The organism is gamma proteobacterium symbiont of Lampromicra miyakona (assembly GCF_059730895.1).
The window spans coordinates 98306-121099 of sequence record NZ_AP035932.1 but is presented as its reverse complement, the minus strand read 5'-3'; the positions used below and the strand labels follow the sequence as shown (position 1 = coordinate 121099).

21 protein-coding genes are annotated in these 22794 nt (G+C 57.9%); 15 read left to right on the top strand and 6 right to left on the bottom strand.

The features are described 5' to 3' along the window. Positions 1-130 precede the first annotated feature (130 nt). The 3 genes from hslV to AC6I8P_RS00580 all read left to right on the top strand — a co-directional run bounded on the left by hslV (position 131) and on the right by AC6I8P_RS00580 (position 2518). Complete coding sequence (gene hslV, locus AC6I8P_RS00590) at positions 131-661, top strand: ATP-dependent protease subunit HslV (RefSeq protein WP_125310719.1); 531 nt, start codon at positions 131-133, stop codon at positions 659-661. Between the two features lie 11 nt (positions 662-672). Continuing rightward, the gene (gene hslU, locus AC6I8P_RS00585) at positions 673-2007 is read left to right on the top strand and encodes an ATP-dependent protease ATPase subunit HslU (RefSeq protein WP_021506842.1); all 1335 of its coding nucleotides are present in this window, start codon (positions 673-675) and stop codon (positions 2005-2007) included. Positions 2008-2155: 148 nt separating this feature from the next. Next, positions 2156-2518: a YibL family ribosome-associated protein gene (locus AC6I8P_RS00580; protein WP_021506843.1), complete on the top strand. Its 363-nt coding sequence runs from the start codon at positions 2156-2158 to the stop codon at positions 2516-2518. Between the two features lie 6 nt (positions 2519-2524). Here the strand turns inward: AC6I8P_RS00580 and AC6I8P_RS00575 are convergent, their stop codons facing one another. The 3 genes from AC6I8P_RS00575 to AC6I8P_RS00565 form a co-directional block, all read right to left on the bottom strand. Continuing rightward, on the bottom strand, positions 2525-3487 hold the full coding sequence (locus AC6I8P_RS00575) for a VirK/YbjX family protein (RefSeq protein WP_159377246.1): 963 nt from the start codon (positions 3485-3487) through the stop codon (positions 2525-2527). 177 nt (positions 3488-3664) lie between these two features. Further along, positions 3665-4282 (bottom strand): superoxide dismutase [Mn], encoded by a 618-nt coding sequence (sodA, locus tag AC6I8P_RS00570; protein ID WP_021506845.1) that lies wholly within the window; start codon positions 4280-4282, stop codon positions 3665-3667. Between the two features lie 158 nt (positions 4283-4440). Next, positions 4441-5466, bottom strand: coding sequence for a LacI family DNA-binding transcriptional regulator (locus tag AC6I8P_RS00565; protein ID WP_021506846.1), 1026 nt, complete (start codon positions 5464-5466; stop codon positions 4441-4443). Positions 5467-5778: 312 nt separating this feature from the next. On the opposite strand from AC6I8P_RS00565, the gene AC6I8P_RS00560 reads away from it, so the two are divergent. From AC6I8P_RS00560 to alsE, 4 genes are read left to right on the top strand one after another with little or no spacing between them, the layout of a single operon-like run. Next, the gene (locus AC6I8P_RS00560; protein ID WP_159377247.1) at positions 5779-6219 is read left to right on the top strand and encodes a PTS sugar transporter subunit IIA; all 441 of its coding nucleotides are present in this window, start codon (positions 5779-5781) and stop codon (positions 6217-6219) included. 19 nt (positions 6220-6238) lie between these two features. Continuing rightward, positions 6239-6505 carry a PTS sugar transporter subunit IIB gene (locus AC6I8P_RS00555; protein ID WP_021313417.1) on the top strand — a complete coding sequence of 89 codons (267 nt, stop codon included), beginning with the start codon at positions 6239-6241 and terminating at the stop codon, positions 6503-6505. 35 nt (positions 6506-6540) lie between these two features. Beyond that, the gene (ulaA, locus tag AC6I8P_RS00550) at positions 6541-7803 is read left to right on the top strand and encodes a PTS ascorbate transporter subunit IIC (RefSeq protein ID WP_150361695.1); all 1263 of its coding nucleotides are present in this window, start codon (positions 6541-6543) and stop codon (positions 7801-7803) included. 49 nt (positions 7804-7852) lie between these two features. After that, on the top strand, positions 7853-8533 hold the full coding sequence (gene alsE, locus AC6I8P_RS00545; RefSeq protein WP_021506849.1) for a D-allulose 6-phosphate 3-epimerase: 681 nt from the start codon (positions 7853-7855) through the stop codon (positions 8531-8533). Positions 8534-8625: 92 nt separating this feature from the next. Here the strand turns inward: alsE and AC6I8P_RS00540 are convergent, their stop codons facing one another. Next, complete coding sequence (locus AC6I8P_RS00540; RefSeq protein WP_132466968.1) at positions 8626-9966, bottom strand: aspartate aminotransferase family protein; 1341 nt, start codon at positions 9964-9966, stop codon at positions 8626-8628. A 174-nt stretch (positions 9967-10140) separates the two neighbouring features. On the opposite strand from AC6I8P_RS00540, the gene AC6I8P_RS00535 reads away from it, so the two are divergent. Next, entirely contained in the window at positions 10141-10914 is a 774-nt protein-coding gene (locus AC6I8P_RS00535; RefSeq protein ID WP_498030903.1) for a DeoR/GlpR family DNA-binding transcription regulator, read from the top strand. Between the two features lie 51 nt (positions 10915-10965). Here AC6I8P_RS00535 and AC6I8P_RS00530 read toward each other — a convergent pair whose 3' ends face one another. Together AC6I8P_RS00530 and fdhD are read right to left on the bottom strand one after the other, a co-directional pair. Then, entirely contained in the window at positions 10966-12081 is a 1116-nt protein-coding gene (locus AC6I8P_RS00530) for a glycosyltransferase family 9 protein (protein WP_159377249.1), read from the bottom strand. Positions 12082-12286: 205 nt separating this feature from the next. Next, a complete protein-coding gene (gene fdhD / locus AC6I8P_RS00525; protein WP_058758153.1) occupies positions 12287-13117 on the bottom strand; it encodes a formate dehydrogenase accessory sulfurtransferase FdhD in 831 nt (276 codons plus the stop codon). Between the two features lie 143 nt (positions 13118-13260). On the opposite strand from fdhD, the gene fdnG reads away from it, so the two are divergent. From fdnG to selB, 7 genes are all read left to right on the top strand, one after another. Further along, a complete protein-coding gene (fdnG, locus tag AC6I8P_RS00520; RefSeq protein ID WP_081049407.1) occupies positions 13261-16308 on the top strand; it encodes a formate dehydrogenase-N subunit alpha in 3048 nt (1015 codons plus the stop codon). Between the two features lie 12 nt (positions 16309-16320). After that, positions 16321-17220, top strand: a complete 900-nt coding sequence (gene fdxH, locus AC6I8P_RS00515) for a formate dehydrogenase subunit beta (protein ID WP_021506856.1) — start codon at positions 16321-16323, stop codon at positions 17218-17220. Beyond that, positions 17220-17861: a formate dehydrogenase cytochrome b556 subunit gene (fdoI, locus tag AC6I8P_RS00510; RefSeq protein WP_031279592.1), complete on the top strand. Its 642-nt coding sequence runs from the start codon at positions 17220-17222 to the stop codon at positions 17859-17861. The genes fdxH and fdoI overlap by 1 nt, the downstream gene beginning before the upstream one ends. Beyond that, positions 17861-18787 (top strand): formate dehydrogenase accessory protein FdhE, encoded by a 927-nt coding sequence (gene fdhE, locus AC6I8P_RS00505; RefSeq protein ID WP_058770768.1) that lies wholly within the window; start codon positions 17861-17863, stop codon positions 18785-18787. Before fdoI ends, fdhE begins: the two co-directional genes overlap by 1 nt. 131 nt (positions 18788-18918) lie before the next feature. Beyond that, a complete protein-coding gene (locus tag AC6I8P_RS00500) occupies positions 18919-19530 on the top strand; it encodes a glutathione S-transferase (protein ID WP_021506859.1) in 612 nt (203 codons plus the stop codon). Positions 19531-19538: 8 nt separating this feature from the next. Continuing rightward, positions 19539-20918 (top strand): L-seryl-tRNA(Sec) selenium transferase, encoded by a 1380-nt coding sequence (gene selA, locus AC6I8P_RS00495; RefSeq protein ID WP_498027514.1) that lies wholly within the window; start codon positions 19539-19541, stop codon positions 20916-20918. Continuing rightward, a complete protein-coding gene (gene selB, locus AC6I8P_RS00490; protein WP_241798568.1) occupies positions 20915-22768 on the top strand; it encodes a selenocysteine-specific translation elongation factor in 1854 nt (617 codons plus the stop codon). The genes selA and selB overlap by 4 nt, the downstream gene beginning before the upstream one ends. The last annotated feature ends 26 nt before the right edge of the window (positions 22769-22794 follow it).

The window sequence follows — 22794 nt, the reverse complement described above, 5'->3', positions numbered from 1 at the left end:
GCCCCCGGCAATTTGCAGCATCAGATATTGCCGGGGGTTGAAACCCCACAGGATTACCCCATATCTGGTTGCATGATACGCCGCGCCCGCTGCGCGGTGTCTTTTTTCCACTGCAACAAGGGGTCTGCCCGTGACAACAATAGTAAGTGTACGACGCAACGGCCGGGTCGTGATCGGCGGTGATGGCCAGGCGACGCTCGGCAATACCGTAATGAAAGGCAATGTTAAAAAGGTGCGTCGTCTTTACAACGACAAAGTGATCGCGGGCTTTGCTGGCGGCACCGCAGATGCCTTTACCCTGTTTGAACTGTTCGAACGCAAACTGGAGATGCATCAGGGCCATCTGGTGAAAGCCGCGGTCGAACTGGCGAAAGACTGGCGTACTGACCGGATGCTGCGCCGCCTTGAAGCGCTGCTGGCGGTTGCCGATGAGAACTCCTCGCTGATCATCAGCGGTAACGGTGACGTGATTCAGCCGGAAAATGACCTGATTGCCATCGGTTCCGGCGGGCCTTACGCCCAGGCAGCCGCCCGCGCGCTGCTGGAGAACACGGAGATGGGTGCGCACGATATCGTAGCCAAAGCGCTGAATATCGCCGGTGATATCTGCATCTACACCAACCACAACATTAACTTCGAAGAATTACCGTCTAAGGCGTAAGGACCAAAACCATGTCTGAGATGACTCCACGCGAGATTGTCAGCGAGCTTAACCGCTTCATCATCGGCCAGGACGGCGCCAAAAAAGCGGTCGCCATTGCGCTGCGTAACCGCTGGCGCCGCATGCAGCTTGACGAAGAGCTGCGCCATGAAGTGACCCCAAAAAACATCCTGATGATCGGCCCAACCGGCGTCGGTAAAACCGAAATCGCCCGCCGTCTGGCGAAGCTGGCCAATGCGCCGTTCATCAAAGTTGAAGCCACCAAATTCACCGAAGTGGGCTATGTCGGGAAAGAAGTGGATTCGATTATTCGCGATCTGACGGACTCCGCCATCAAGATGGTGCGCAGCCAGGCGATCGAGAAAAACAAATACCGCGCTGAAGAGATGGCAGAAGATCGCATTCTGGATGTGCTGATCCCGCCAGCGAAAAACAACTGGGGCCAGCCGGAGCAGAGCGCTGAGCCGTCCGCTGCGCGCCAGTCGTTCCGCAAAAAACTGCGCGAAGGCCAGCTGGATGACAAAGAGATTGAGATCGATCTGGCTGCTGCGCCGATGGGCGTTGAAATCATGGCGCCTCCGGGCATGGAAGAGATGACCAGCCAGCTGCAGTCGATGTTCCAGAACCTCGGCGGCCAGAAGCAGAAACCGCGTAAGCTGAAAATCAAAGATGCGATGAAGCTGCTGATTGAAGAAGAAGCAGCCAAGCTGGTGAATCCGGAAGAGCTGAAGCAGGACGCCATCGACGCGGTTGAACAGCACGGTATCGTGTTCATCGACGAAATCGACAAAATCTGTAAGCGCGGCGGCCAGTCGTCGGGCCCGGATGTGTCACGTGAAGGCGTACAGCGCGATCTGCTGCCGCTGGTGGAAGGCTGCACCGTGTCCACTAAACACGGCATGGTTAAAACCGACCATATCCTGTTTATCGCCTCCGGTGCGTTCCAGGTGGCCAGCCCGTCGGATCTGATTCCGGAGCTGCAGGGTCGTCTGCCGATTCGCGTTGAGCTGCAGGCGCTGACGGTCAATGATTTCGAACGCATCCTGACCGAGCCGAACGCGTCCGTGACCGTACAGTACAAAGCGCTGATGGGCACCGAAGGCGTTAACGTTGAATTCACTGAAGACGGCATCCGTCGCATCGCCGAAGCGGCGTGGCAGGTGAACGAAACCACCGAGAACATCGGTGCACGTCGTCTGCACACCGTGCTGGAGCGTCTGATGGAAGATATCTCCTACGACGCCAGCGATCGCCACGGCGAATCGATCACCATCGATGCCGAATACGTTGGTCAGCATCTGGATGAACTGGTGGCCGACGAAGATCTCAGCCGCTTCATTCTGTAATTCCAGTCAATACCCAGCCTTGCGCTGGGTATTTTTTTGCCCGCCCGCCCGCTGCACCCGATTATCCCGTTGCCTCTGTTGTCGCTGCGCTGCAAAAGCGGGCGGATTTGATGTATCCTTTGCCTGTTTTCCTTAATGAGTTTTCCCAATGAAAGAACAAGAAAAAGCCGAGATTAAACGTCTCAGCGACCAGTTGGACGCGCTGAATCGCAAAGAACCGCAGCTGCTGGAAGCGGGCGATGCCGAAAAGCTTGGCGCGCTGCTGAAAGAGAAAGAGACGCTGGTGCAGGAAATTGAGCGTCTGCGCAACGTGCGCGAAGAGAAGCTGAGCAAAGAAGCCCAGCAGCTGAAAAAGCTGCCGTTCAGCCGTGAAATCACCAAAAAAGAGCAGGCGAACATGGGCGCGCTGAAGAAAAGCGTGCGCGGCCTGGTAGTGGTACACCCGATGACCGCGCTGGGACGTGAGATGGGGCTGAAGGTGATGACCGGCTACGCGAAGCAGCCGTTCTGATTGCCGTTACGCGGCGTGGGCCACGTCGCGTTCTGCCCCGGCAGCCTGCAGCACCTGCTGCGCCAGCGTATCCAGCAAGGCATAGCGGCGGCGATACTCCGCGCGCTTCTTGCTGGCAATCTCTTCCAGATCTTTACGTGCCATGCTCAGCGGCAGCGTAAACAGCTCATCACCCCGCATTTCCCCGCCCAGTGACAGCCAGAACTCGCTATAGCTGGCAAAGAATTTATCACCTTTGCTGTGACGGTAGCGCAGACTGCGGAAAACATGGGTGGTATCGCCGACGGCGGTAATGGCCTGTACGCCGCACTGTGCCGCCAGAATAAATACTGCTTCCATCAGCAGACGCTTGGGAAATACGCCGTGCGCGGCTTTGGTGGCATCGCGAATAACGTCACTGGAAATATGTTTCCGCGGCCCCTGCAAGCCCCCAATTAATAGCGTGCGCTGCTGCTGTTCCTGAATAATAGAGAATGACAGCGAGGCCAGCGTCATATCCTGATAATTAAGCAGCAGTGTAATTTCCCCTTCCCGGTCGTAATGGCCGGAGCAGCAATAAAGCGCAAATTGCTCCTCGTTTTTGCCGTCGAAACGGGCAAGGAGATTACCGCTCGGGCTCAGCAGCAACTGGCGCAGCTGATTATTCGCCAGCCGATCCATTAATTGATAATGATCGAGAATCGCCTGCGCACGCTGCGCCACGCTGAAACCGGCGCGCAAATAGGGACGATGCGGCTTAGCCGGCAGTAAGCCCTGGCTGTTTAACAGCTGCGGCAGAAAAGAGAGTTTGGCCAGCTGATGGAGATAATTAAAGGTGGTCAGTGGAAATACCGCTGACCTTAAGGCAAATTTCAGGCGAAATTGCTGGCTATTCCACAGCTTATTTGGCCGCAGCTTTCCACTGACTAAAGGTATAAACAGCGCGGCCGACGAAACGGAGTCCGGCTCAGAATGTGTAATAATAGACATGATTATTTTTACGTCGCGAGATAACTGAAGGCTACTGTATGCCCCAAATTATCAACGGCGCGTTAATAACCACTTTAGCCTGGCCATGATGTGGTGTTTGTTGAGCTGCGGTTTAGGATGGCGATAAAAAAACCGGTGCACGCAGGCACCGGTTATTCACATAGCGTAAGCCAGAACTTATTTTGCCGAGGCGAAACGTGCTGCTGCTTCGTCCCAGTTCACCACGTTCCAGAACGCTTTGATGTAGTCAGGGCGCTTGTTCTGATACTTCAGGTAGTAAGCGTGCTCCCACACATCCAGACCGATGATTGGGAAACCAGACACGCCAGCGATGGCTTCGCCCATCAGTGGGTTGTCCTGGTTAGCGGTTGAAACGACCGCCAGCTTGTCGCCTTTTTTCACCAGCCACGCCCAGCCAGAGCCAAAACGGGTCGCGGCCGCTTTCTCGAACTCTTCCTGGAATTTCTCAACGCTACCGAAATCTTTTTCGATTGCCGCTTTCAGGTCGCCCTGCAGCGTAGTGCCGGTTTTCAGGCCTTTCCAGAACAGGCTGTGGTTAGCGTGGCCGCCAGCGTTGTTACGCAGTGGGCCTTTTTTGTCTGCTGGCAGCTGATCCAGTTTGGTGATCAGTTCATCAACCGGCAGGTTTGCGAATTCGGTACCTTCCAGCGCCGCGTTGGCGTTGTTAACGTAGGTCTGGTGATGTTTAGTGTGATGGATTTCCATCGTCTGCTTGTCGAAGTGCGGTTCCAGTGCGTCGTAGGCGTACGGCAGGGATGGCAGTGAATAACTCATGTTCTTCCTCTCCATTTAGTGTTTGGCAGCACAACCTAGCTGGTGTGCCGCATAAGCAGTCGGATCATTATAGTTAAAATCATGATCCGGAAAAGGGTTATCAATGCCTTAGGAATGATAAGGATTTGATCAATCTGGCAAAAGGTGCGCACACACGGCTACACCTTGTGCGTACTGGCGCGCAGCTTAAGCTGCACCGGCAACTCATTTATGGCAGGCGGCTCGTCGCCGTTGAGCGCCGCCAGCAGGCGTTTACCGGCCATGCGCCCCATCTCCTCGTACGGCAGCACAATGCTGGTCAGCGGCGGCGAACATACCGCCGCCAGCGGGCCACCGCCGATGCTGGCTATTGCCAGCTGGCTGGGTACCGAGACGCCGGCTGCGTGACAGGCCATGATGGCGCCGCACGCCACTTCATCGCTGGTACAGATCAGGACGTCCAGTTCCGGCCAGGTGAGACGGATCTCTGCCAGCAGGCTGTGGCCGGCGGCAAAGGTGGGCATTTTCGGTGAGGTCACCACGCGGTGCGGTGCCAGATTCAGCGCCAGCATCCCGCTGTGCCAGCCATTAAGCAGCTGACGGAAAATAGTGCTGTGTGTTTGTGTGCACAGCAGGCCGGGATGACGATAGCCGCGCTCCACCAGGCTGTTTACCAGCTGGCGAATGGCTTTCGCATAGTCCACGCCGATGCTGATGCCGGCAGAATCCTGATGCACGCCGCCGATGTCCATCACCGGCAGGCCGGAGTTGCTCAGCAGGCGCTGCGCTTCGGCGGCATTATCGAAATTGAAGTGCACCATCGCGGCCGGGTTGTAAGAGAGCAGCATCTCGATCAGCTCGCTCTCCTCCGCCGCCGAATGATTGGCTTCGGCCAGCATCATGTTATAGCCCTGCGGCCGCAGCACCTCCTGCAGTGCCTCTGACACAATCGCGCTGCCCGGCGTCGCAAATGAGGGTACCACCATGGTGATCAGCCGCGACGAGGCCGACGCCAGGTTACGCGCCTGCACGTTGGGCACATAGGCCAGTTCCGCGACGGCCGCGTCGATCCTTGCGCGAATTTCGGGCGACACTTTCTCCGGCATACGCAAAGCGCGCGACGCCGTCATGGCGCTGACACCGACCAAACGGGCAACATCGGCCAGCGTGCTTTTGCCGGTACTGCGCCGTCGTTTTTCTGTCATGCGTTCTCCTGTCTCTACCCTGCTGGTTCCGGGTAGCGCTCGATTTATCCGCACGCAGCTTAAAACCAAAAGCAAATTGGTGCCATGTTAAAAACCACAGAATCGGGCATGTCTCATTGGCTGCGTGATTTTCGCTGGCCTGAGCATGTCACCCCGGCCTCAGCGTGACAAACCGCGCACGCAAAAATGTTATCGCTAACACACTTTTTAACATCATTCGTGTTAGCGCTAACTTTTGCGAGCAGCATCACAGAACCCAGGCGATAAAATCACCTACAGTGCACCGCATCGACGAATAAACAGGAATTACTGATGCTCACTCAATGGCTGACACCGCAACATATCCGGGTAATAGACGACGTTAGCGACTGGCAGGAAGCGGTGCGTTTATCGGCCGAGCCGCTGCTGGCGGAGGGGGCAATTACCCCGGCCTATCTGGATGCGATCTTTACCTCGCATGCTGAGCTGGGGCCCTATTATGTGCTGGCGCCGGGGCTGGCGATGCCGCATGCACGTCCGGAACAGGGTGCGCGCAAAAACGGCCTGTCGCTGCTGCACGTAAAACAAGGTGTGAATTTTGCCGCCGATGAAAACGACCCGGTGTTTGTCGTTATTATGCTGTGCGCCCTGTCTGGCGACGATCATATTCAGATGATCACCGCGCTGGCTGAGGTGTTCAGCGACGAATCCCGCCTGCAGCAGTTGCTGTCGGCATCGACCCTGCCAGCGATTGAAGCTGTCATTAAAAATTAATCACCAGAGAAACCTGAAAATGAAAAAAGTACTGATTGTGTGTGGAAACGGTTTAGGCAGCAGCTTCATTGTGGAAATGAACGTGAAGAAAATTATTAAGGAGCTGGGTAAAGAGGCTGAAGTGGGTCATACCGATTTAACCTCTGCCAAATCTGAGCAGGCCGATATTATCATCAGCGCTAAAGATATCGCTGACCAGCTGTCGAGCCACAGCGCACAGGTATTTGGCCTGAGCAATTTACTGGATAACGCCAGAATCAAAGAAATTCTCGCCGACAACCTGTAATTGACCCGACGAAATTTACTCACACGGAGTAATTTATGCTGCAGTTTATAATTAAGGATGTTCTTGGAACACCCGCTATACTTGTCGGCCTTTTTTCCCTGATTGGTTTATTACTGCAAAAGAAACCGGTGTCCGATGTGATTTCCGGTACGCTAAAAACCATCATGGGTTTTGTTATTCTTATCGCCGGGGCCAACTTAATTGCGGCCACCCTGACCATCTTCAGCCAGCTATTCGAGCACTCGTTCAATATTCAGGGCGTAGTGCCGAATACTGATGCAATGGCCGCGCTGGCACAGAAAAACTACGGTACCGAAACCGCGATGATCATGGTGTTCGGTATGCTGGTGAATATTGTGCTGGCGCGCATCACGCCGCTGAAATACATCTTCCTGACCGGGCACCATACGCTGTATATGTCGGCCATGCTGGCGGTGATCCTGTCGGTGGGCGGCGTGCACGGCTTCTGGCTGGTGCTGATCGGCTCGCTGATTCTCGGCACCATGATGGTGGTATGCCCGGCGATTCTGCAGCCGTTCACCCGCAAAATCACCAACTCGGACGATCTGGCGCTGGGCCACTTTGGCTCCACCGGCTACCTGTTGTCGGCGCTGGTCGGCAAAGCGGTGGGCAAAGGCAGCCCGTCAATTGAAGAGCTGAAAGTACCCAAAACCCTCAACTTCCTGCGCGACTCGTCCGTGGCAATTTCGCTGACCATGATGATTCTGTTTATCGCGCTGGTACTGGTCGCCGGTAAAGAGTTTACCGAAAGCCAGGTGAGCGGCGGCCAGAACTTCATCGTCTTTGCCATTATCCAGTCAATCACCTTTGCTGCGGGTGTTTACATCATTCTTGCCGGTGTACGCATGGTGATTGCCGAGATCGTCCCGGCGTTCAAAGGCATCGCCGATAAACTGGTGCCGAACGCAAAACCAGCGCTGGATTGCCCGACGGTCTTCCCGTTCGCGCCGAACGCCGTGATCATCGGCTTCCTGTGCAGCTTCGCCGCCGGTCTGATCAGCATGTTCCTGTGCCCGCTGTTCGGTCTGAGCGTGATTGTGCCGGGCCTGGTGCCGCACTTCTTCTGCGGCGCGACCGCTGGCGTCTACGGCAACATCACCGGCGGACGGCGCGGTGCCATCATCGGTTCCTTTGTCCAGGGGCTGCTGATCTCCTTCCTGCCCGCCATTCTGCTGCCGCTGATGGGTGACCTTGGCTTCGCGTCCACCACCTTTGGTGATGCGGACTTCGGTATCGTCGGCATTGTGCTCGGCCATATTATTTCGTTCTTCCATTGATGTCACAGACAGCGCCTGCGGGCGCTGTTTGCGTAATGAGGAAATCAGCATGAACGCCCGCTTTTCACCGTCCCTGATGTGCATGGATTTGACCCGCTTCCGCGAGCAGATCGAAGCGATGAACGCCAGCGCCTCGTTCTATCATGTCGATATTATGGATGGCAGCTATGTTAAGAATATTACGCTGTCGCCGTTCTTTATTGAGAACCTGCGTAAAATTACCGATGTGCCGATTGATGTGCATTTAATGGTGAACCACCCGGAAGATATTATTCCGATGTGCATTGATGCCGGTGCGGATATTATCAGTTTCCATCCGGAGACGGCGAATAACAAAATTTTTCGCCTGCTGACACAAATTAAAGAGGCTGGTCGTCGCTGCGGCGTGGTGCTGAATCCGGCGACGCCAGCCGACAGCATTCGTGAATATGCGCATCTGCTGGATAAAGTGACGGTGATGTCAGTCGATCCCGGTTTCGCCGGGCAGAAATTTATTCCGGAAACGCTGAACAAAATTCGCCAGCTGATCGCCATGCGGGAAACGCACGGTTATCACTATCTGACCGAAATCGATGGGTCGTGCAATGCGCGCACCTTTAAGCAGATTGCCGCCTCGGGCGTCGACGTGTTTATTGTCGGCACCTCCGGCCTGTTCAATCTCGACGATGATGTGGCGCAGGCGTGGCAGAAGATGGAGCAGATTTTTGCGCAGGAAACTGCCGCGGCGTGATGTCCTTTCGCGCCCTGCCAGATGCGCATCAACGCGCATCTGGCACATTATGCTGTCGGGTTGCCATTCATGGCGACCTGATATCTGAGTAATTAACGCCCCAGCTCGGTCAGCGACTTATCCAGTGCTCCCACCAGCCAGTCGATATCACCGCTCTGGAACGCCAGCGGCGGACGCAGTTTCAGCACGTTGCCGTACGGCCCGGCCACCGACGTCAGCACATGGTGATCGCGCAGCTTCTCGATCAAGTCCAGCGCCAGCGCTTTGTCCGGCGTCTTACTGCTGCGATCCTGCACCAGCTCAAACCCGATAAACAGCCCGGCACCGCGCACATCACCAATGCAGTCATGGCGGTCCATCAGCTTCTGCAGCTCCGCCAGCAGCTGTGCGCCGACCACGCGGCTATGCTCCTGCAGCCCCTCTTCCTGAATCACCGTCAGCACCGCCTGCGCAGCGGCCATCGCCACCGGATTGCCGCCGAAAGTATTGAAATAAGGGATCTCGTCGCTGAACGCGGCCAGCACGTCGCTTTTCGCCAGCAGGCCGGAAACCGGAATACCGTTGCCCATCGGCTTACCGGTGGTGACCACATCCGGCACCACGCCGTGACGGGCAAAGCCCCAGAAGGCATCGCCGGTGCGGGCAAAGCCGGGCTGCACTTCATCAGCGATAAAAATGCCGCCGTTAGCATGCACCACATCCACCGCTTGCTGCAGGAATCCGCGCGGATTAGGCAGCACGCCGTCGGAGGAGAAGATCGAGTCGGCGAGGAAACCGGCGAATTTAATGCCGTGCGCTTTCATGTCATCAATCTGCTGCTGAATCTGGTCGGCGAACCATGCCCCGAGGTCAGGCGCATCGACACGATAAGCATCCGGTGGTGGCACCAGGCGGGTGGTCGCGGCCAGCGGCTGACCGCTACCCAGCGCCGGTGACGCGCCAGAGGTCAAATCACTGGTACCGTGGTACGCCTCCTGCGAGACAATAATACCGGTGCCACCGCTCCAGGCGCGCGCCACGCGTATCGCCAAATCGTTGGCTTCTGAGCCGGTACACATATACATGGCGCGATCGATGGCTTCCGGCGTGGTCGCCAGCAACGCTTCGCTGTAGTCAAGAATGCGCTCGTGCAGATAACGCGTGTGCGTGTTCAGCATCTTCATCTGCTGACTCACCGCCTCAATGACCGCCGGATGGCAGTGGCCGATGCTCGCCACATTGTTATACACATCCAGATATTTATTACCCGCCGCATCCCACAAATACTGCCCTTCGCCGCGCACCAGATGCACCGGCTTGCGATAAAACAGACGATACGATTCGCCCAGCACTTTGCTGCGCTTGTCCGTCAGAGTGCGGGTGGCCGGATCCAGCGCGTCGGCGTGTTCGGCGCGAAAACTGTTGGTATCCATGATGGTGGAACGTGTAACCATGGTAACTCCCGTTGCGAAGGTGAAAGGGGGTGTTTGCAGCCTGATCTCTGCGAACATCATGCCTGCTTTAGTGAAAAATGCAACCAAATACACAAATACAACCAAATACACATGACGCCACGATGACACTCAGGTAAGCTTAGGCCCAGCTTCGCTCTGCCACAGGGAAACGTCATGCTGCAGGAAACCCGTTTACATCGCATCCGCGCGCTGCTGAGCACGCAATATCAGCTCAGCACTGAACGCATCATTAAAGAGCTGGGTATTTCGCGGGAAACGGCACGGCGCGATATCATTTCGCTTGAGGCGCAGGGGCTGGCGCGCCGCGTACATGGCGGTCTGGTGGCGCTGGAGAGCCCGCCGGAGCCACCGCTGCAGGTGCGCCGTAACGCACAGGCCAGAGAGAAACGCGCGATTGCCGCCGCCGCGGTACAACATCTGCAGCCCGTCCAGACGCTGTTCCTCGATGCCGGCACCACCACCACGCTGCTGGCAGAAGAGCTGCGCACCATGTCCGGCCTGACCATCATCACCAACAGTCTGCAGGCGGCACTGGCGCTCACCGCGGCCGAAGAGCATGAAACCCTGAATAACCAGGTGCTGCTGCTGGGCGGCATGATGATGGCCGGCGCGCAGCAGACGCGGGGAGAAATGACGGTGGGGGAAATTTATCGATATCGCGCCGACGTGGCGCTGCTGTCACCGGTCGGCATCGACGCCCGAAACGGCGCCAGCAGTTTCCATCCGCATGAAGCCGCCATCGCGCACGCCATGGTACAGCAGGCCAGCCGCACCCTGCTGCTGGCGGATCACAGCAAACTCGGCGTGATCAGCCGTACCCAGTACGCCCCTGTCGGCGATATCGATCTGTTGATTTGCGACGGCGGCGCGGCAAAGCCCGGTGCGCTCAGCGCTCTGCAGCAGGCGTTAGCGGTGCAGGTGGTGTAAGGAACTGCCCGATGCACGGTCACCGTACTGACGGCACAGTGACCTCATCGATTATGGCTGAACCAGCGTGTGGATTTTTTGGCTTATTTTCTCAACCAGCCGTCCGTCATTTTTAAAAACAAACTCATCGGAAAATATCTGATGGCCGTTACTGTAGCCAGGCGACCACAGCTGATTATTTTTCAGGGAGTCCTGATAGATGCCAACCAGGGCTTTGTTATAAGCCGCCGAGATATGCACCACGGCGGTATCGGGAGTAATCACGCAATCACTTTGCTTAACCGCAGCGAAAGCGTGATACAGCGAGGGAACGCGGTATAACTTCGCGGGGTGCAGCGACGCCTGTTCCAGCGCGCCTTTGTGATCGAGCACCACGATATTGGTGGCCGCATTGTGCCTGACAATCGCCCCGATTAGCTCATTCAGCTGCTGCTCAGAGAGGTCACGATCGGCATGACTGGCATAAATATTGATTAAAATATTGTGCTCATCAGCGGAAAACATGCCGGACTGGTGAATTTCGGCATCAATTCGCTCAGGATAAAATATTTCATAATTCAGCCCATCAACCGTCTCAACCTGAAGATAGTCAAGAACCGCACGATAGATATTTTTAACGTGGTTATTAAGGTGATCGAACTGAATGTTGATATCGTAGGGTTTAAGCCAGCCAGGCTTGTTGAAACCCAGCGTCATTTTAGGATTGATATCGGCAATCATTTTGGGCATATACAGCGCGGTTTGCCAGATAGCCGTATCGATCAATAAATCGTAAGCATTGTCTCTCAGGAGGGTAACGACCTCACTCCCGATGGCGGTGTCATATTTATCGCGCTGATGACAATCGCTGAAACTCTCCGAGAGATAGATGTTGTGAATATACGGGTTATGCCGGAAAAGGCTCTCATTCTCCTTTACCGCCAGAATATCTACACGATACCCGGCTTCAAACAGCGCTCTGAGAAAACACGTAGAAACGATGGCATCGCCGATTTTACCTTCATTGCGAACCAGCAGAATGGATTTGATATCCTGTCTATTCTGTTTGTGGCTTGAAGTCTTTTTCCATTTCCTTGCTGCAAAATAAAGATCAAGAGAATATTTAATCTCTTTCTTTAAATAATTACGCCTGCGATTCAGCTGCCGCAGCTTTTTAATTAAAGCCATAATGAATATATTATTATTGATTGAGACGTTAATGATAGCGCATCAACTTCTTCATTCCTATCGAAAAGAATGTCACATTAAAAACTATTGCATGCATATTATTTAGCAGGCTAACCAGAAAAAGCGCAGCGTAATATAAGATTGCCTGACACCTCCCGGTACGCCGCATGCCGCGAACGGTGAGATTCCCGGCATGTATCGCACATCAACCGTTGATCAGACGCTGCGGATGGCTGTACACCGTGGCGCGTCCCGGTTTAGAAAAACCGACCAGCGTCAGGTTACAGCGCTCGGCCACTTCAACCGCCAGCTGGGTGGCGGCCGAGACGGCAAACAGGATCTCTACGCCGCACATGGCAGATTTTTGCACCATCTCATAGCTGGCGCGGCTGGAAACCAGCACCGCGCCCTGCTGCCAGTGCTGCTGGCTGCGCTGACCCAGCAGCTTATCCAGCGCCACGTGGCGACCCACGTCTTCGCAGCCGCCCTGCAGTTCGCCCTGCGGCGACATCCACGCGGCGGCGTGCGTACAGCCGGTCAGATTGCCGATGGGCTGGAAATCGCGCAGCTGTGCCAGCCCGTTATCAAGGCAGGCCAGATCGAAGGTCTGCGTAAACGGCAGCGGCTGCACCGGCTTGCCGATTTGATCCAGCTGCTCCACCCCGCATACGCCGCAACCGGTGCGGCCCGCCATGGCGCGACGCTGCGCCTTCAGCGCCATAAAACGCCGGCTGGAGAGTTCGATCTGCACTTCGAACCCATTGCAGCCCGGCACCACATCCATGCCATAGATCTCGCCGGGTTGCTCAATAATGCCTTCGGAGAGCGAAAAACCGAGCGCAAAAGCCTGCAGATTATCCGGCGTCGCCATCATCACCACGTGTGAAATGCCGTTGTAGACCAGCGCCACCGGCACTTCCTGCGCCAGCCAGTCGCTTTCCGCTTCAGTAATCGCGTGGCGCTGCCATACGGTGGTCTGGCTCAGTCCTGCGATCTCATTCACATTCTGGTTACTTTTTTGCTGTTTCGCTTTCACTTCTCTCGTCTCGCATAACAACCACATTAAAGTAGTGGTAATATCAGGTCGCTTTTGACGCAATCCTGCGTGGAGCCATTCTGAACCCCGGCTCCATCCAGCGCAAAAAAATTATTACAGCAATGTCGACTCAAGGATTACCCATGAACGTCAGCCGAAGAAAATTCTTCAAGATCTGCGCTGGCGGTATGGCAGGAACCACGGCAGCACTGCTCGGCTTTACGCCGGAAGCCGCGCTGGCGGAAACACGGCAGTATAAGTTGCTGCGTGCCCGCGAAACCCGTAATACCTGCACTTACTGCTCAGTCGGCTGTGGCCTGTTAATGTACAGCCTCGGCGATGGCGCGAAAAACGCCAAAGAGACCATTTTCCACATCGAAGGGGATCCGGACCATCCGGTGAGCCGCGGCGCGCTCTGTCCGAAAGGCGCGGGCCTGCTTGATTTTGTCCACAGCGACAGCCGTCTGAAATATCCGGAATACCGTGCGCCAGGCTCCGACAAATGGCAGCGCATCAGCTGGGATGACGCCTTTACGCGCATCGCGCAGCTGATGAAAGCCGATCGCGACGCCAACTTTATCGCGCAGAACGCCGCCGGCGTGACGGTAAACCGCTGGCTCTCCACCGGCATGCTGTGCGCTTCGGCCTCCAGCAACGAAACCGGCTACTTAACGCAAAAATTTACCCGATCGCTCGGTATGCTGGCGGTCGACAACCAGGCACGCGTCTGACACGGACCAACGGTAGCAAGTCTTGCTCCAACATTTGGTCGCGGTGCGATGACCAACCACTGGGTCGACATCCGTAATGCCAATCTGGTTGTGGTGATGGGCGGAAACGCTGCTGAGGCGCATCCGGTCGGTTTCCGCTGGGCGATGGAAGCCAAAATTCACAACAAAGCCAAACTGATTGTTATCGATCCGCGCTTCACGCGCACGGCATCGGTGGCAGACTTTTACACGCCTATCCGCCCCGGCACCGACATTGCCTTCCTGTCGGGAGTACTGCTGTGGCTGCTGCAGAATGACAAAATCCAGCATGAATATGTGCAGGCGTACACCAATGCCAGCCTGATCGTGCGAGAGGATTACCATTTCGACGACGGCCTGTTCAGCGGCTACGACGAAGCCAATCGCAAATATGACAAAACCAGCTGGAACTACGAGCTGGGCGACGACGGCTTTGCCAAACGCGATGACAGCCTGAGCCATCCGCGCTGCGTCTGGAATCTGCTGAAGCAGCACGTCAGCCGTTATACGCCGGAAATGGTCGAGCGCATCTGCGGCACGCCAAAGGCGGATTTCCTGCACGTCTGTGAGCTGATTGGCGAAACCAGCGCGCGCGACCGCACCACCTCGTTCCTGTATGCGCTGGGCTGGACACAGCACTCCGTCGGGGCGCAGAACATTCGCACCATGGCGATGATTCAGCTGCTGCTGGGCAATATGGGGATGGCCGGCGGCGGCGTCAATGCGCTGCGCGGACACTCCAATATTCAGGGTCTGACCGATCTCGGCCTGCTGTCGCAAAGCCTGCCGGGCTATATGACGCTGCCGTCGGAAAAACAAACCGATCTCACCAGCTATCTGGCGGCGAACACGCCGAAGCCGACGCTGCCGGGCCAGGTGAATTACTGGGGCAACTACCCGAAATTCTTCGTCAGCATGATGAAAGCCTTCTTTGGCGATAAAGCGCAGGCGGAGAACAGCTGGGGCTTTGACTGGCTGCCGAAGTGGGACAAAGGCTACGACGTGCTGCAGTACTTCGAGATGATGTCGCAGGGCAAGGTCAACGGCTATCTGTGCCAGGGCTTTAACCCGGTGGCGTCGTTCCCGAACAAGCGCAAAGTGATCGATTCACTGTCGAAGCTGAAGTTCCTCGTCACCATCGACCCGCTCAACACCGAAACCTCGACCTTCTGGCAAAACCACGGCGAGTTTAACGATGTCGATCCGGCGCAGATTCAGACCGAAGTGTTCCGTCTGCCATCGACCTGCTTTGCCGAGGAGAACGGCTCAATCGTTAACTCCGGCCGCTGGCTGCAGTGGCACTGGAAAGGTCAGGATGCGCCGGGCGAAGCGCTCAACGACGGTGAAATTCTCTCCGGTATCTATCTGCGTCTGCGTGAGATGTATGCGCGCGAAGGCGGTGCGCAGCCAGAGCCGGTGCTGAACATGACCTGGAATTACCTGACGCCCGACAATCCGGCCTCGGAAGAGGTGGCGATGGAGAGCAACGGCAAGGCGCTGGCGGATATCTACGATGACAAAGGCACGCTGCTGGTGAAAAAAGGCCAGCAGCTCAGCACTTTTGCCCATCTGAAAGATGACGGCAGCACCAGCAGCGGCTGCTGGATTTTTGCCGGTAGCTGGACACCGGACGGTAACCAGATGGCGCGCCGCGATAACACCGATCCGAGCGGGCTGGGCAATACGCTGAACTGGAGCTGGGCGTGGCCGCTGAACCGCCGCATCCTGTATAACCGCGCCTCCGCCGACCCGCAGGGCAACCCGTGGGATCCGAAACGCCAGATCCTCAAATGGGATGGCAGCAAGTGGGGCGGTATGGATATTCCGGACTACAGCACGGCCGCGCCGGGCAGTAACGTCGGGCCGTTTATCATGCAGCCGGAAGGCATGGGCCGCCTGTTCGCCATCGACAAAATGGCAGAAGGACCGTTCCCGGAGCACTACGAGCCGTTTGAAACGCCGCTCGGCACCAACCCGCTGCATCCTGACGTGGTCTCCAACCCGGCCGCGCGCGTGTTCAAAGACGATCTGGCGGCAATGGGCAAAGCGGAGCAGTTCCCGTATGTCGGCACCACGTATCGTCTGACCGAGCATTTCCATTACTGGACCAAACACGCGTTGCTCAACGCTATCGCGCAGCCGGAACAGTTTGTGGAGATTGGCGAGAAGCTGGCGAACAAGCTCGGCATCGCCCAGGGCGATACGGTGAAAGTGAGCTCCAACCGCGGCTATATCAAAGCCAAAGCGGTGGTCACCAAGCGCCTGCGTCCGCTCAACGTCGATGGCAAAACTGTCGATACCATTGGCATCCCGATTCACTGGGGCTATCAGGGCGTGGCGAAAAAAGGCTTTATCGCCAATACCCTGACGCCGTTTGTCGGTGACGCCAACACGCAAACGCCGGAGTTTAAGGCGTTCCTGGTTAACGTCGAGAAGGTGTAACGGAGAACGAATATGGCTTATCAATCGCAAGACATTATCCGCCGCTCCGCCACCAATGGTTTCACGCCTGCCCCGCAGGCGCGTGACCATCAGCAGGAAGTGGCGAAACTGATCGACGTCACCACCTGCATCGGCTGTAAGGCGTGTCAGGTCGCGTGTTCAGAGTGGAACGACATCCGCGACGAAGTCGGTCATAACGTCGGGGTGTATGACAACCCGGCGGATTTGACCGCCAAATCCTGGACGGTGATGCGTTTCTCGGAGGTCGAGGAGAACGGCAAGCTGGAGTGGCTGATCCGCAAGGATGGCTGCATGCACTGTGCCGATCCCGGCTGTCTGAAAGCCTGCCCGTCGGAAGGCGCGATTATTCAGTACGCGAACGGGATCGTCGATTTTCAGTCGGAACAGTGCATTGGCTGCGGCTACTGCATCGCCGGCTGTCCGTTTGACGTGCCGCGGCTGAATAAAGACGACAACCGCGTGTATAAATGCACGCTGTGCGTTGATCGCGTTAACGTCGGTCAGGAACCGGCGTGCGTGAAAACCTGTCCGACCGGGGCGATTCATTTCGGCAGCAAAAGTGATATGCAGCAGCTGGCTGCCGATCGCGTCGCTGAGCTGAACACGCGCGGCTATGCCAACGCCGGGCTGTACGATCCGGCTGGCGTCGGCGGCACGCACGTCATGTACGTGCTGCACCACGCCGACAAACCGCAGCTGTATCACGGCCTGCCGGCCAACCCGAGCATCAGCCCGGCGGTCACCTTCTGGAAAGGCGTCTGGAAACCGCTGGCTGCTATCGGCTTTGCCGCCACCTTCGCCGCCGCGGTGTTCCACTACGTTGGTGTCGGTCCGAACCGGGTGGAAGAGGACGACGACGAAAACCTGCATGAAAAAGAGGAGCGCGAATGATGAAAAAGCGCGATCGTCTGGTGCGCTACAGCGCGCCGGAACGCATCAATCACTGGATTGTCGCGTTCTGTTTTGTGTTTGCCGCGCTCAGCGGACTGGGTTTCTTTTTCCCGTCGTTTAACTGGCTGATGCACGTGCTCGGTACGCCACAGCTGGCGCGTATTCTGCACCCGTTCGTCGGCGTGGTGATGTTTGCAGCCTTTATTATCATGTTCTTACGCTACTGGAAGCACAATCTTATCCAGCGCGACGATCTGGTATGGGCGAAAAATATCCGCAAAATCGTGCGTAATGAAGAGGTGGGCGATACCGGGAAATACAACTTCGGGCAGAAGTGTGTGTTCTGGGCTGCTATCATCAGCTTAGTCTTGCTGCTGGCGAGCGGAATTGTCATTTGGCGCCCCTGGTTCGCCGGGTACTTCACCATTCCGCTGATTCGCGCCGCGCTGGTGGTGCATTCGGTCTCGGCTGTGGCACTGATCATGACGATTATGGTGCATATTTATGCCGCCCTGTGGGTGAAAGGCACCATTACCGCCATGGTTGAGGGCTGGGTACCGGCCGCGTGGGCGAAGAAACATCACCCACGCTGGTATCGCGAGCAGCGCCAACGCCAAACACAACAGGAAAAACGTCCCTGATGAGTATTCGCATCATCCCGCAGGAGCAGCTGGAGAAGAGCGAAAAGAACACGGCGGAGCAAGTTCCGCCGTTACTTTTCCCCCGGCTGAAAAATCTCTACAGCCGCCGTGCGGCGCGGTTGCGTGATCTGGCGGCGAAAAATCCGCTGGGCGACTACCTGCGTTTTGCCGCAGTGATCGCGCAGGCCCAGGAAATCGTGCTGTATGACCATCCGCTGCAGATCGATCTGCATCAGCGGCTGGCAGAGAGCGCGCAGCAGGGCAAACCGCCGCTGGATATCCACACTTATCCGCGCGATGTACACTGGCAGCGGCTGCTGCATTCGCTGATCGCCGAGCTGAAGCCAGAGATGAGCGGCCAGGCGCTGGCGGTGCTGGAGAATCTGGAGAAGGCCTCGTCCACCGAGCTGGAAACCCTTGCCAGCGCGCTGCTGGAAGGCGAATTCGCCCAGGTCAGCAGTGATAAAGCCCCGTTCATCTGGGCGGCGCTGTCAATTTACTGGGCGCAGATGGCGGCGATGATCCCCGGCAAAGCGCGGGCCGAATATGGCGAGCACCGTCAGTTCTGCCCGGTGTGTGCCAGCGTGCCGGTCGCCAGCGTGGTGCACATGGACGTTGGCCAGCAGGGTCTGCGCTATCTGCACTGTAACCTGTGCGAAAGCGAGTGGTACGTGGTGCGCAGCAAGTGCTCGAACTGCGAGCAAACGCGCGATCTGCATTACTGGTCGCTGGACAGCGAGCAGGCCGCCGTGAAAGCCGAAAGCTGCGGCGACTGCGGTACCTATCTGAAGATGCTATACCAGGAGAAAGATCCGGCGCTGGAACCGGTAGCCGACGATCTCGCCTCGCTGGTGCTGGATGCCCGCATGGAGCAGGAAGGATTCGCGCGCAGCAGCCTGAATCCGTTTATGTTTCCCGGGGATTGATGCAGTAAATTTACTCATTCTGCGATTTGTAGCGGCGCGATTTATCGCGCGGTTTTGCACCATCAAACCCTGCGCGATAAATCGCGCCGCTACAATGTGGAGCCTGGCATTTATCGCAACGGAGACATCTGATGAAACTGATTGGCAGCTATACCAGCCCGTTTGTGCGCAAAATCTCAGTGATCCTGCTGGAAAAGGGCCTGGTGTTTGAATTCGTCAACCACTCTCCGTGGGAGCCTGACAGCCACGTCCCGCAGTACAATCCGCTGGGTAAAGTGCCGGCCTTCATTGATGACCAGCAGCTGACCTGGTTTGACTCCTCGATCATTGCTCAGGTGATTGAACTGCGTGGCGATGCCCCTGCCCTGCTGCCCGACGACGCACTGCGCGCCCTGCAGATCCGCCAGCTGGAGAAGCTGGCCGACGGCATCAATGATGCGGCGGTGATGATCGTGCGCGAACAGATGCGTCCCGGTGATCGGCAATCGGAAGAGGTGCTGCTGCGTAATCGCGAGAAAATCGCGCGCGGCCTCGACGCTCTGGAAACCGCCGCCGCGCAGGGCGAGTTGCTCAACAGCGGCACGCTCAACCTCGCCGATATCGCCACCGGCTGCACCCTGGGCTATCTCAATTTTCGCCGCGTGCTGCCCAACTGGTGCGTCAATCGCCCGGCGCTGGTTAAACTGGCAGAAACGCTGTTCGAGCGGGAAAGCTTTGCCCGTACGGTTCCGCCCACCCACTAAGTGATGTGATGAAAGCCCTCTACAGTCAGCTCCCTGCCATCGACAGCCTGCTGCGCGATCCGGCGCTGCAGACGCTGCTGGCACAATCCGGTACCGCCTTTATCACGCGCCAGCTTCGCGGCATGCAGCAGGAGGCGCGCGACCACATTCAGCAACATCAATCGTTACCGCACTGGCACGCCAGCTGGCCGGATGAAGCGCTGCGCCGCGCGCAGCAGCAGCAGCAAAGCGCGCTGCGCCCGGTGTTTAACCTGACCGGCACCGTGCTGCACACCAATCTCGGGCGCGCGCAGCTCAGCGATCGCGCAATCGCGGCGGTCAGCGCCTGTTTGCGCCAGCCGGTAACGCTGGAGTATGCGCTGGACGACGCGGCGCGCGGCCATCGCGATCGCGCAGTCAGCGCACTGCTGTGCGAACTAACCGGCGCCGAAGCTGCCTGTATCGTCAATAACAACGCCGCTGCGGTGCTGCTGATGCTGGCCAGCCTGGCAGCGGGCCGCGACGTGATTATGTCTCGCGGCGAACTGGTGGAGATCGGCGGCGCATTCCGTATCCCTGACGTGATGCGCCAGGCGGGCTGCCGATTGGTGGAGGTCGGCACCACCAATCGCACCCATCTGAAGGATTATCGCGGCGCCATCGGCGGGGATAGCGGCCTGCTGATGAAGGTACATACCAGTAATTACCAGATTCAGGGCTTTACCCATGCCGTGCCTGAAGCCGAGCTGGTGCAGTTAGGCGACGCGCACGGCCTGCCGGTGATCAGCGATCTCGGCAGCGGTTCGCTGGTGGATATGACGACGTACGGATTGCCGCCTGAACCGATGCCGCAGCAGCTGATTGCGGCCGGCGTGAGCCTGGTGAGTTTCTCCGGTGACAAACTACTGGGTGGCCCGCAGGCCGGGATTATCGTCGGCAAAAAAGCGCTGATTGACCAGCTGCAACAGCATCCGCTGAAGCGCGCACTGCGCGTCGATAAAATGACGCTGGCGGCGCTGGAAGCCACGCTGCAGCTCTACCGTCAGCCGGAAACCCTGCATGAAGCGCTGCCAACACTGCGCCTGCTGACGCGCAGCGCGCACGATATTCTGCAACAGGCTGAACGTCTGATGCCGGCGCTGGAGCACGCCTTTAGCGCCGATTTTTCGCTGGCGATCGCCGCCTGTTCCTCGCAAATTGGCAGCGGTTCGCTGCCGGTCGAACGTCTGCCCAGCTTTGCTATCACCTTCACGCCACGCGACGGTCACGGCAGCCAGCTCAACGCCCTGGCGCAACGCTGGCGCCAGCTGGCACGCCCGGTGATTGGCCGCCTGCAGGAGGGCAAACTGTGGCTGGATTTACGCTGCCTTGATGACGAAGCCGCCCTGATACGGACCTTAGTACCATGATTATTGCCACGGCCGGACATGTCGATCACGGTAAAACCGCACTGTTGCAGGCCCTGACCGGTGTTGATGCCGATCGCCTGCCGGAAGAGAAACGGCGCGGCATGACCATCGATCTCGGTTATGCCTACTGGCCGCAGCCCGATGGCCGCACGCTGGGCTTCATTGATGTGCCTGGCCATGAAAAATTTCTCGCCAACATGCTGGCCGGCATCGGCGGCATTCATCATGCGCTGCTGGTGGTGGCCTGTGACGATGGCGTGATGCCGCAGACCCGTGAGCATTTACAGCTGCTGAGCCTCGCCGGACAGCCGCCGCTGAGCGTGGCGCTGACCAAAGCCGACCGCGTCGATGCCGCACGCATCGCGGAGGTGCAGCAGCAGGTCGCGCAGCTCACGCAGCAGCTCGGCTGGCCAGCGGCAGCGCAGTTTGTTACCAGCAGCCATACGCAGCAGGGCATTGAAACGCTGCGCCAGCACCTCAGCAGCCTGAACGCACCGGCGTTTGAGCCTGGCCGCCGTTTCCGGCTCGCCATCGACCGCGCTTTCACGCTGAAAGGCACCGGGCTGGTAGTCACCGGCACCGCGCTGAGCGGTGAAGTCAGGGTGGGCGACACGCTGTGGCTCAGCAGCCTGAACCTGCCGCTGCGCGTGCGGGCGCTGCATGCGCAGAACCAGCCAGTGACGCGCGCGCAGGCGGGCGAGCGCATCGCGCTGAATATCGTCGGTGACGTGGAGAAGGCACAGATTACGCGCGGCGACTGGCTGCTGGCGCAGCCGCGTCTCGCCGGCACGCAGCGGCTGATCGTTGCACTGCGCCTGCTGCAACCGCTGAAAACGGCCTCACAGCCGGTGCATCTGCATCAAGCGGCCAGCCACGTCACCGGCCGCTTAACGCAGCTCACGGACGATGTGGCTGAACTGGTGCTCAGCCAGCCGCTGTGGCTGGCGGAAAACGATCGGATAATTATCCGCGACAGCAATGCGCAGCACACGCTGGGCGGCGGACGCGTACTGCTGTGCGACAGCAAAAAGCGCGGTAAACGCCAGCCGGACTACCTGCAGTGGCTACAGCAACTGGCCGCGGCGCGGGATGACAGCGCCAGCCTGCAGGCGCATCTGGCGTATCAACCAGCCGCGTATGACGAGCTCGGCTGGGCGCGCCAGCTCACTGCGCCGGCGCTGGACGCGCTGCTGCTGCCGCTGAATCCGGTACGGCTGGGGACCAGCCTGATGAGCGACACAATGGCCAGCGCCTGGCAGCAGCGTTTACGGGAAGCGCTGAGCGCCTTCCACCAGCAGCATCCGGAGCTGCCGGGCATCGGCCACGATCGCCTGCGCCGTGTGGCGCTGCCGCATGCGCCGGCACCGCTGGTGCCGGGATTAATCGACCAGATGCTGGCACAAGGCGAGCTGCGGCAGAAACAGGGCTGGCTGCACCTGCCCGACTTCGCGCCGCGCTTTAATCCGCAGGAAGCCACGCTGTGGCAGCAGGTCGAGCCGCTGTTCAGCGATCAGCCGCTGTGGGTGCGCGACATTGCCGATGCGCTGCAGCAGGATGAAGAGCAAATTCGCGGTTTATTGCTCACCGCGGCGCGTCTCGGCCATATCACGGCGATCGTGCGCGATCGCTACTACCGCAGCGCTCAGATCCAGATCTTCGCCGATCTGATTCGTCAGCGCGCGGCCGCCGGAGGCAGCACCAGCGCCGCCGACTTCCGCAACCAGCTGGGTACCGGCCGCAAAGTCGCGGTGCAGATTCTGGAATTCTTTGACCGCAGCGGCTTTACCCGCCGTCGCGGTAACGATCACCTGCTGCGCGACGCGCGCCTGTTCACCCCTTCTGCTGCGTGAAAAAAAAGGGACGATTGCTCGTCCCT

Bases quoted from the DNA above. Each gene is read 5' to 3' on its own strand.
- hslU (WP_021506842.1), top strand. From the start codon at position 673: ATGTCTGAGATGACTCCACGCGAGATTGTCAGCGAGCTTAACCGCTTC.
- AC6I8P_RS00580 (WP_021506843.1), top strand. From the start codon at position 2,156: ATGAAAGAACAAGAAAAAGCCGAGATTAAACGTCTCAGCGACCAGTTG.
- AC6I8P_RS00575 (WP_159377246.1), bottom strand. From the start codon at position 3,487: ATGTCTATTATTACACATTCTGAGCCGGACTCCGTTTCGTCGGCCGCG.
- sodA (WP_021506845.1), bottom strand. From the start codon at position 4,282: ATGAGTTATTCACTGCCATCCCTGCCGTACGCCTACGACGCACTGGAA.
- AC6I8P_RS00565 (WP_021506846.1), bottom strand. From the start codon at position 5,466: ATGACAGAAAAACGACGGCGCAGTACCGGCAAAAGCACGCTGGCCGAT.
- AC6I8P_RS00560 (WP_159377247.1), top strand. From the start codon at position 5,779: ATGCTCACTCAATGGCTGACACCGCAACATATCCGGGTAATAGACGAC.
- AC6I8P_RS00555 (WP_021313417.1), top strand. From the start codon at position 6,239: ATGAAAAAAGTACTGATTGTGTGTGGAAACGGTTTAGGCAGCAGCTTC.
- ulaA (WP_150361695.1), top strand. From the start codon at position 6,541: ATGCTGCAGTTTATAATTAAGGATGTTCTTGGAACACCCGCTATACTT.
- alsE (WP_021506849.1), top strand. From the start codon at position 7,853: ATGAACGCCCGCTTTTCACCGTCCCTGATGTGCATGGATTTGACCCGC.
- AC6I8P_RS00540 (WP_132466968.1), bottom strand. From the start codon at position 9,966: ATGGTTACACGTTCCACCATCATGGATACCAACAGTTTTCGCGCCGAA.
- AC6I8P_RS00535 (WP_498030903.1), top strand. From the start codon at position 10,141: ATGCTGCAGGAAACCCGTTTACATCGCATCCGCGCGCTGCTGAGCACG.
- AC6I8P_RS00530 (WP_159377249.1), bottom strand. From the start codon at position 12,081: ATGGCTTTAATTAAAAAGCTGCGGCAGCTGAATCGCAGGCGTAATTAT.
- fdxH (WP_021506856.1), top strand. From the start codon at position 16,321: ATGGCTTATCAATCGCAAGACATTATCCGCCGCTCCGCCACCAATGGT.
- fdoI (WP_031279592.1), top strand. From the start codon at position 17,220: ATGAAAAAGCGCGATCGTCTGGTGCGCTACAGCGCGCCGGAACGCATC.
- fdhE (WP_058770768.1), top strand. From the start codon at position 17,861: ATGAGTATTCGCATCATCCCGCAGGAGCAGCTGGAGAAGAGCGAAAAG.
- AC6I8P_RS00500 (WP_021506859.1), top strand. From the start codon at position 18,919: ATGAAACTGATTGGCAGCTATACCAGCCCGTTTGTGCGCAAAATCTCA.
- selA (WP_498027514.1), top strand. From the start codon at position 19,539: ATGAAAGCCCTCTACAGTCAGCTCCCTGCCATCGACAGCCTGCTGCGC.
- selB (WP_241798568.1), top strand. From the start codon at position 20,915: ATGATTATTGCCACGGCCGGACATGTCGATCACGGTAAAACCGCACTG.